We start from the raw sequence: 4,980 nt of genomic DNA, 5'->3' as shown, positions 1-4,980 counted from the left end.
AAAGACAACTTCTATTAGTATGAAAAAATCCCGCCAATTGGACATTCCATTGGCGGGAAACTTTTTAGATCAGATCATATCCAAGTACTGACGAAACAATTCCTCTCCTTTTTTATCTCCGACAGCGTACTTCACTTTCGCGATGAAGCTTTCCGGAATGCCGGTAAAAAGCCAATGGAATGAAATTTCATCAAGCAATGGTCGCAGCGCTCTAATTTCGGCGATTGATAAATTGATGCCGTACGAATCGGCCAGCGATTTTGCCTCTTCGTCACTTTTCCTCTTTATTTCATTCAACATTTGCATATAATCCATTTTACACCATTCCTTCTTAATTAGTTGTGTCCGACCGGCTCTTCCTATATACTTCTACTAGTAATCGTAATCGTTCCTGTTTATCTCGATTCAGCAGACGACCCTATCTCTATACATGGCGAGATGAATGCGATTTTGTTCCCTATTTAGCGGGGCAAACTCCTGCTGAATCAAGATAAGCCTCCAACGCAATTACGCCGAGGCGTAATTGATATTTTTTCAACAGAAAGGGATTTTACTATATGACAACTACGATAATTGAATGTACTGATGTCAATTTTCGATATGAGAACTCCACCGTTCTCGAAGACATTTCTTTGAAAGTGAAAGAGGGGGAGTTCTGGGCACTTATCGGTCCGAATGGCTCCGGAAAATCCACGTTGATCAATATCATTTTAGGATTATTGAAAGCTGATCAAGGCACAGTAAAGCTATTCGGCCAAAATGTGGATTCCTTCAAGCAACGTGAACGAATCGGGTATGTCTCGCAAAAATCGAATTCGTTCAATTCGGGTTTTCCCGCCACAGTTCTTGAAGTCGTGAAAAGTGGTCTCACTCGCAAGGTCGGATTATTTAAAAGCTTTTCGAAACACGATGAACAAAAAGCATTGGATGCATTGCGGATCGTGAAAATGGAAGATTTCGCTTCTCATAATATCGGTGAACTATCCGGCGGCCAGCAACAGCGCGTTTTCATCGCGCGGGCATTGGTAGGTGAGCCGGATTTATTGATCATGGATGAACCGACAGTTGGAATCGATCAGAAAAATGTTGCATCGTTCTATTCTATGCTCAATGAATTGAACCGTGAACATGGCATCGCAATTCTGCTCGTTACACATGAAATTGACCTGGTCACTGAATTGGCATCACATGTCGCTTGCTTAAACCGATCGATACACTTCCATGGGATACAAGCAGACTACAAGAAGATGAATGATGCAGATATATCATTATGGTACGGTCACCCTGTGCGGCGCGTGCATCAAGAACAGAAAGGGGTATGACCGTGATCAACGCTTTATTCACATATGAATTTCTTCAAAATGCATTTTTATCCGGATTGATTATCGGCGTCATCGCCCCGTTGCTTGGGCTGTTCATTGTTGTAAGAAGGTTGGCGCTTATCGCTGACGCATTAAGCCACGTGGCGTTAGCTGGAATCGCAGGAAGCCTCTTTTTGAGTCAGTCAGTGCTGATGTTTTCCGCGCTTAATCCGGTGTATTTGGGGATGGCGAGTGCCGTAGGGGGTTCGTTATTGATTGAAAGGCTGAGAGGCGCCTATAAAAATTTTGAGGAGCTGGCGATTCCGATCATCCTTTCTACGGGTATCGGGTTTGGTGCGATTTTCATTTCCTTGGCAAAAGGGTTCGGTTCCGATCTTGTCGGCTATTTATTCGGCTCGGTATCTGCCGTAAGTAGACAGGATTTATGGATCATCGTCGTCATCGCGATAGTCGTTATAGCGTTTATTCGTTTTTTCTATAAAGAAATGTTCGCATTGTCATTTGACAAGGAATATGCGAAAGTGTCGGGTATCAACGGAAAAATCATTCAGATGTTTTTCATGATCATCGTCGCACTAGTTATCGGTGCATCGATGCGGATCGTCGGAATCTTGCTTGTTTCTTCGCTGATGACAATACCGGTTGCTGCGGCGATACAGCTTGCCAAAAGCTTCAAGGGCGCGCTTGTTTACTCCATCGTCATCGGTGAGCTCTCTGTTATCATTGGACTGTTTTCAGCGTTTCATCTCGACATTGCTCCAGGAGGGACGATTGTTATTACGTCTATCATCATTTTATTGCTTGTGTTAAGTTGGAATAAGATGAAAGGCAAAAAACCTACTCGGAAAAGAAAGGGAGAATTTGCATGACACTTGATGAGGCATGGCGCATTTTGCAGGAGCGTCAATTCAAGCGGACGAAGAATCGTGAGACGATTTTGGCGTTCTTTTCCGAAAATGATCGCTATTTGACTGCGATGGAAGTTCGGAATTTCATGGCTTTGGATAACCCTGGCATTAGCTTTGATACAATTTATCGTAATTTGACGACTTTTTCAGAGCTTGGTATTTTGGAAGAGACGGAGTTGTATGGGGAGAGGCATTTCAGGATGCAGTGCGATCATGGCGTCCATCATCATCATTTCATTTGCACGGCATGCGGCAAGACACGAAATATTGCACATTGCCCAATGGAGTCGATCTCGGTCAATCTCCAGGGCTATGAAGTAGAAGGGCATAAATTTGAGATCTACGGGAAATGTCCCGTTTGTGTGGAACAGTAAAAAGGAGTAGGGGATTCAACCCTACTCCTTTTTATATTTAATTCACTTTTTCTTCAATTGGAAACAGCTTTTTGATCCATTGGTCGGCTTCTTGCCAATTCGTCACCCGTATAACGCCTTCCGGGATCGGATTGCGGTTATATGGAGTGTCGAAAAGGAGTACAGGAATTTGCAATTCTTCATGTATGTCGACCGCGTTATCATGCTTATCTTCGAAGAATGCATCGACAATGAACTTTTTTGCAGTCTCAATTTTATGATGGCTGCCGATCAGCTCGATATGGTCATATGGGATTTCTTCCCGTTCGAACCAATCAAGTGTGCAATCCGCCACGTTCTTCCCACGTGCTGAAATATAATAGAGCTCGTAATGCTCCCGCCATTCGGAAAGGATCATTTTCGCATATTCCTGTGCAGGTGATGTTTCGTATATCGTCGTTTCCGCTTGACGGTACCATTCGTAAAACTCTTTCTCGTCGACCGGGAAAGCTTTCGTCAGATCGTATTCTTTTATATCATCTAAAATCAAGTTGCATCCAAATTGCGCATTGATATGTGGAAGAAGGGAAGTTGGGCATGTAACCGTTCCATCAATATCTATGCCGAAACGGACTTTCCTCATTCAGTAGCCCCGCTTTGAAGAAGAAGTTCTTCCTGGCGTTTCTTTTCGAAGTACTCTTCAGCAAGCTTGTCGATTTCCATTTTCAGCTCTTCCACCATTGTTTCCTCAGGAACTTTACGGACAGTTTTCCCTTTCATGAAGAGCAAGCCTTCTCCGCGAGCACCTGCAATTCCGATATCCGCTTCACGCGCTTCTCCCGGACCGTTCACCGCGCAACCCAATACAGCGACTTTCAATGGCGCTTTAATCGTGGAAATGTATTCTTCTACTTCATTCGCAATCGAAATTAAGTCAATCTCAATGCGTCCGCAAGTTGGACAAGAGATAAGCGTAGCAGCATTTGAAGATAGACCGAACACCTTTAAAAGCTCACGGGCTACTTTTACCTCCTGTACAGGATCTGCGCTCAATGAAACACGCAGCGTATTCCCGATACCGGCTGAAAGCAATGTACCAAGCCCCGCCGCACTTTTGATGGAACCCGCGAATAATGTTCCGGATTCTGTAATTCCGAGATGCAATGGATAATCGAACGCGGCAGCTGCCTTCGTATATGCTTCGACTGCCAAGTTAACATCCGATGCTTTCAATGAAACGATAATATCGTGGAAATCGAGATCTTCCAAAATTTTAATATGATGCAAAGCACTTTCAACCATGCCATCTGCAGTCGGATATCCGTATTTTTTCAGGATATGCTTTTCAAGTGATCCGGCATTTACACCGATTCGAATCGGAATCCCTTTTTCTTTTGCCGCTTTAACGACCGCTTCCACTTTTTCCTGACGGCCGATATTGCCCGGATTGATCCGGATTTTATCTGCACCTTGCTCGATTGCAATCAGCGCAAGCTTATAGTCAAAGTGGATATCGACGACAAGCGGGATATTGATGCGTTCTTTTATGGCCCCAATGGAGTATGCCGCCCTTTCGTCAGGGCATGCAACGCGGACGATTTGGCAACCCGCTTCTTCAAGACGTAAAATCTCTTCCACCGTTGCATCTACGTCATGTGTTTTAGTTGTTGTCATACTTTGGATGAATAGCTCGTCGCTGCCGCCGATCGTCAAATTGCCGACGCGTACAGGACGTGTTTTGGATCTGTGTATTATTTCACTCATGGATTTATTCTCTCCTTAAAACTCATAACTAATTTCTATTTTAGCAATCATTCAGATGAAAAGACAAGGGACACCGCTTAAAAACATATTCATTTGCAAATGTCCTGACCCGATTTCGAAAGCGGAAGCTGTACGGAAAGACCACTTATCAGCTCTTGGTTTCGAAGATGGGGATTAAGGGAATAAAAAACTGATAATCTTTCCACAAAAGTCGTATCGGGATCCGGGTACATGGAAAAAAGGGATTCGATCGTGTCGCCTTGGATTGTCGTGACATGTATGGTTTGCATTGTGGTTGTCTCGGTACAAGGCTGTTCATTTCCGAAAAATGACGCTAGAGGGATTGTCCCATCCCCCAAGTCGATCCGGATGATGTGAAAGGTAAGAAAAAGAATTACGGCTACGAATAAAGTACGCATGAACATTCCCCCTTCCCACACAATATGCAGGAATTTGGAAAGTATTCATTTGGCTGATTTAGGATAATACTTGAGAGCAAAGATCAAGTAACCGATATGGAGTAAGGACGAAAAAACGATTCCGGAAGTTTCCAAGAACTGAAACAAATCGAGAAGGATTGTCAGCAATAAAGGAACAGTGATGGCGATGGCACTCGTTCGCCAAAGAAAACGG

General features: G+C 43.9%; 7 protein-coding genes. 3 read left to right on the top strand and 4 right to left on the bottom strand.

Translation table 11 applies throughout. From position 1 onward, the window contains the following. Positions 1–69: 69 nt before the first annotated feature. The gene (locus AWV70_RS20670) at positions 70–315 is read right to left on the bottom strand and encodes a hypothetical protein (protein ID WP_060210379.1); all 246 of its coding nucleotides are present in this window, start codon (positions 313–315) and stop codon (positions 70–72) included. 242 nt (positions 316–557) lie between these two features. On the opposite strand from AWV70_RS20670, the gene AWV70_RS20665 reads away from it, so the two are divergent. From AWV70_RS20665 to AWV70_RS20655, 3 genes are read left to right on the top strand one after another with little or no spacing between them, the layout of a single operon-like run. Beyond that, positions 558–1,322, top strand: coding sequence for a metal ABC transporter ATP-binding protein (locus AWV70_RS20665; RefSeq protein ID WP_060210378.1), 765 nt, complete (start codon positions 558–560; stop codon positions 1,320–1,322). Between the two features lie 2 nt (positions 1,323–1,324). After that, a complete protein-coding gene (locus tag AWV70_RS20660; protein WP_060210377.1) occupies positions 1,325–2,191 on the top strand; it encodes a metal ABC transporter permease in 867 nt (288 codons plus the stop codon). Next, positions 2,188–2,604: a Fur family transcriptional regulator gene (locus AWV70_RS20655; protein ID WP_060210376.1), complete on the top strand. Its 417-nt coding sequence runs from the start codon at positions 2,188–2,190 to the stop codon at positions 2,602–2,604. Before AWV70_RS20660 ends, AWV70_RS20655 begins: the two co-directional genes overlap by 4 nt. Positions 2,605–2,641: 37 nt before the next feature. On the opposite strand, the gene AWV70_RS20650 is transcribed toward AWV70_RS20655, so the two are convergent. The 3 genes from AWV70_RS20650 to AWV70_RS20640 all read right to left on the bottom strand — a co-directional run bounded on the left by AWV70_RS20650 (position 2,642) and on the right by AWV70_RS20640 (position 4,766). Continuing rightward, positions 2,642–3,226, bottom strand: coding sequence for a 5' nucleotidase, NT5C type (locus AWV70_RS20650; protein ID WP_060210375.1), 585 nt, complete (start codon positions 3,224–3,226; stop codon positions 2,642–2,644). Continuing rightward, on the bottom strand, positions 3,223–4,347 hold the full coding sequence (gene ispG, locus AWV70_RS20645) for a flavodoxin-dependent (E)-4-hydroxy-3-methylbut-2-enyl-diphosphate synthase (protein ID WP_060210374.1): 1,125 nt from the start codon (positions 4,345–4,347) through the stop codon (positions 3,223–3,225). Before ispG ends, AWV70_RS20650 begins: the two co-directional genes overlap by 4 nt. An 89-nt stretch (positions 4,348–4,436) precedes the next feature. Continuing rightward, positions 4,437–4,766, bottom strand: a complete 330-nt coding sequence (locus AWV70_RS20640; protein WP_060210373.1) for a hypothetical protein — start codon at positions 4,764–4,766, stop codon at positions 4,437–4,439. Positions 4,767–4,980 lie beyond the last annotated feature (214 nt).

It is taken from the genome of Sporosarcina koreensis, from assembly GCF_001531445.1.
Classification (GTDB): Bacteria; Bacillota; Bacilli; order Bacillales_A; family Planococcaceae; genus Sporosarcina; species Sporosarcina koreensis_C.
The sequence above is the reverse complement of the archived record's forward strand: the minus strand, read 5'-3'. Positions and strand labels throughout refer to the sequence as shown.

Excerpts from the sequence above, each read along its gene's own strand:
- AWV70_RS20655 (WP_060210376.1), top strand. The coding sequence starts at position 2,188 with ATGACACTTGATGAGGCATGGCGCATTTTGCAGGAGCGTCAATTCAAG.
- AWV70_RS20650 (WP_060210375.1), bottom strand. The coding sequence starts at position 3,226 with ATGAGGAAAGTCCGTTTCGGCATAGATATTGATGGAACGGTTACATGC.
- AWV70_RS20670 (WP_060210379.1), bottom strand. The coding sequence starts at position 315 with ATGGATTATATGCAAATGTTGAATGAAATAAAGAGGAAAAGTGACGAA.
- AWV70_RS20665 (WP_060210378.1), top strand. The coding sequence starts at position 558 with ATGACAACTACGATAATTGAATGTACTGATGTCAATTTTCGATATGAG.
- AWV70_RS20640 (WP_060210373.1), bottom strand. The coding sequence starts at position 4,766 with ATGCGTACTTTATTCGTAGCCGTAATTCTTTTTCTTACCTTTCACATC.
- ispG (WP_060210374.1), bottom strand. The coding sequence starts at position 4,347 with ATGAGTGAAATAATACACAGATCCAAAACACGTCCTGTACGCGTCGGC.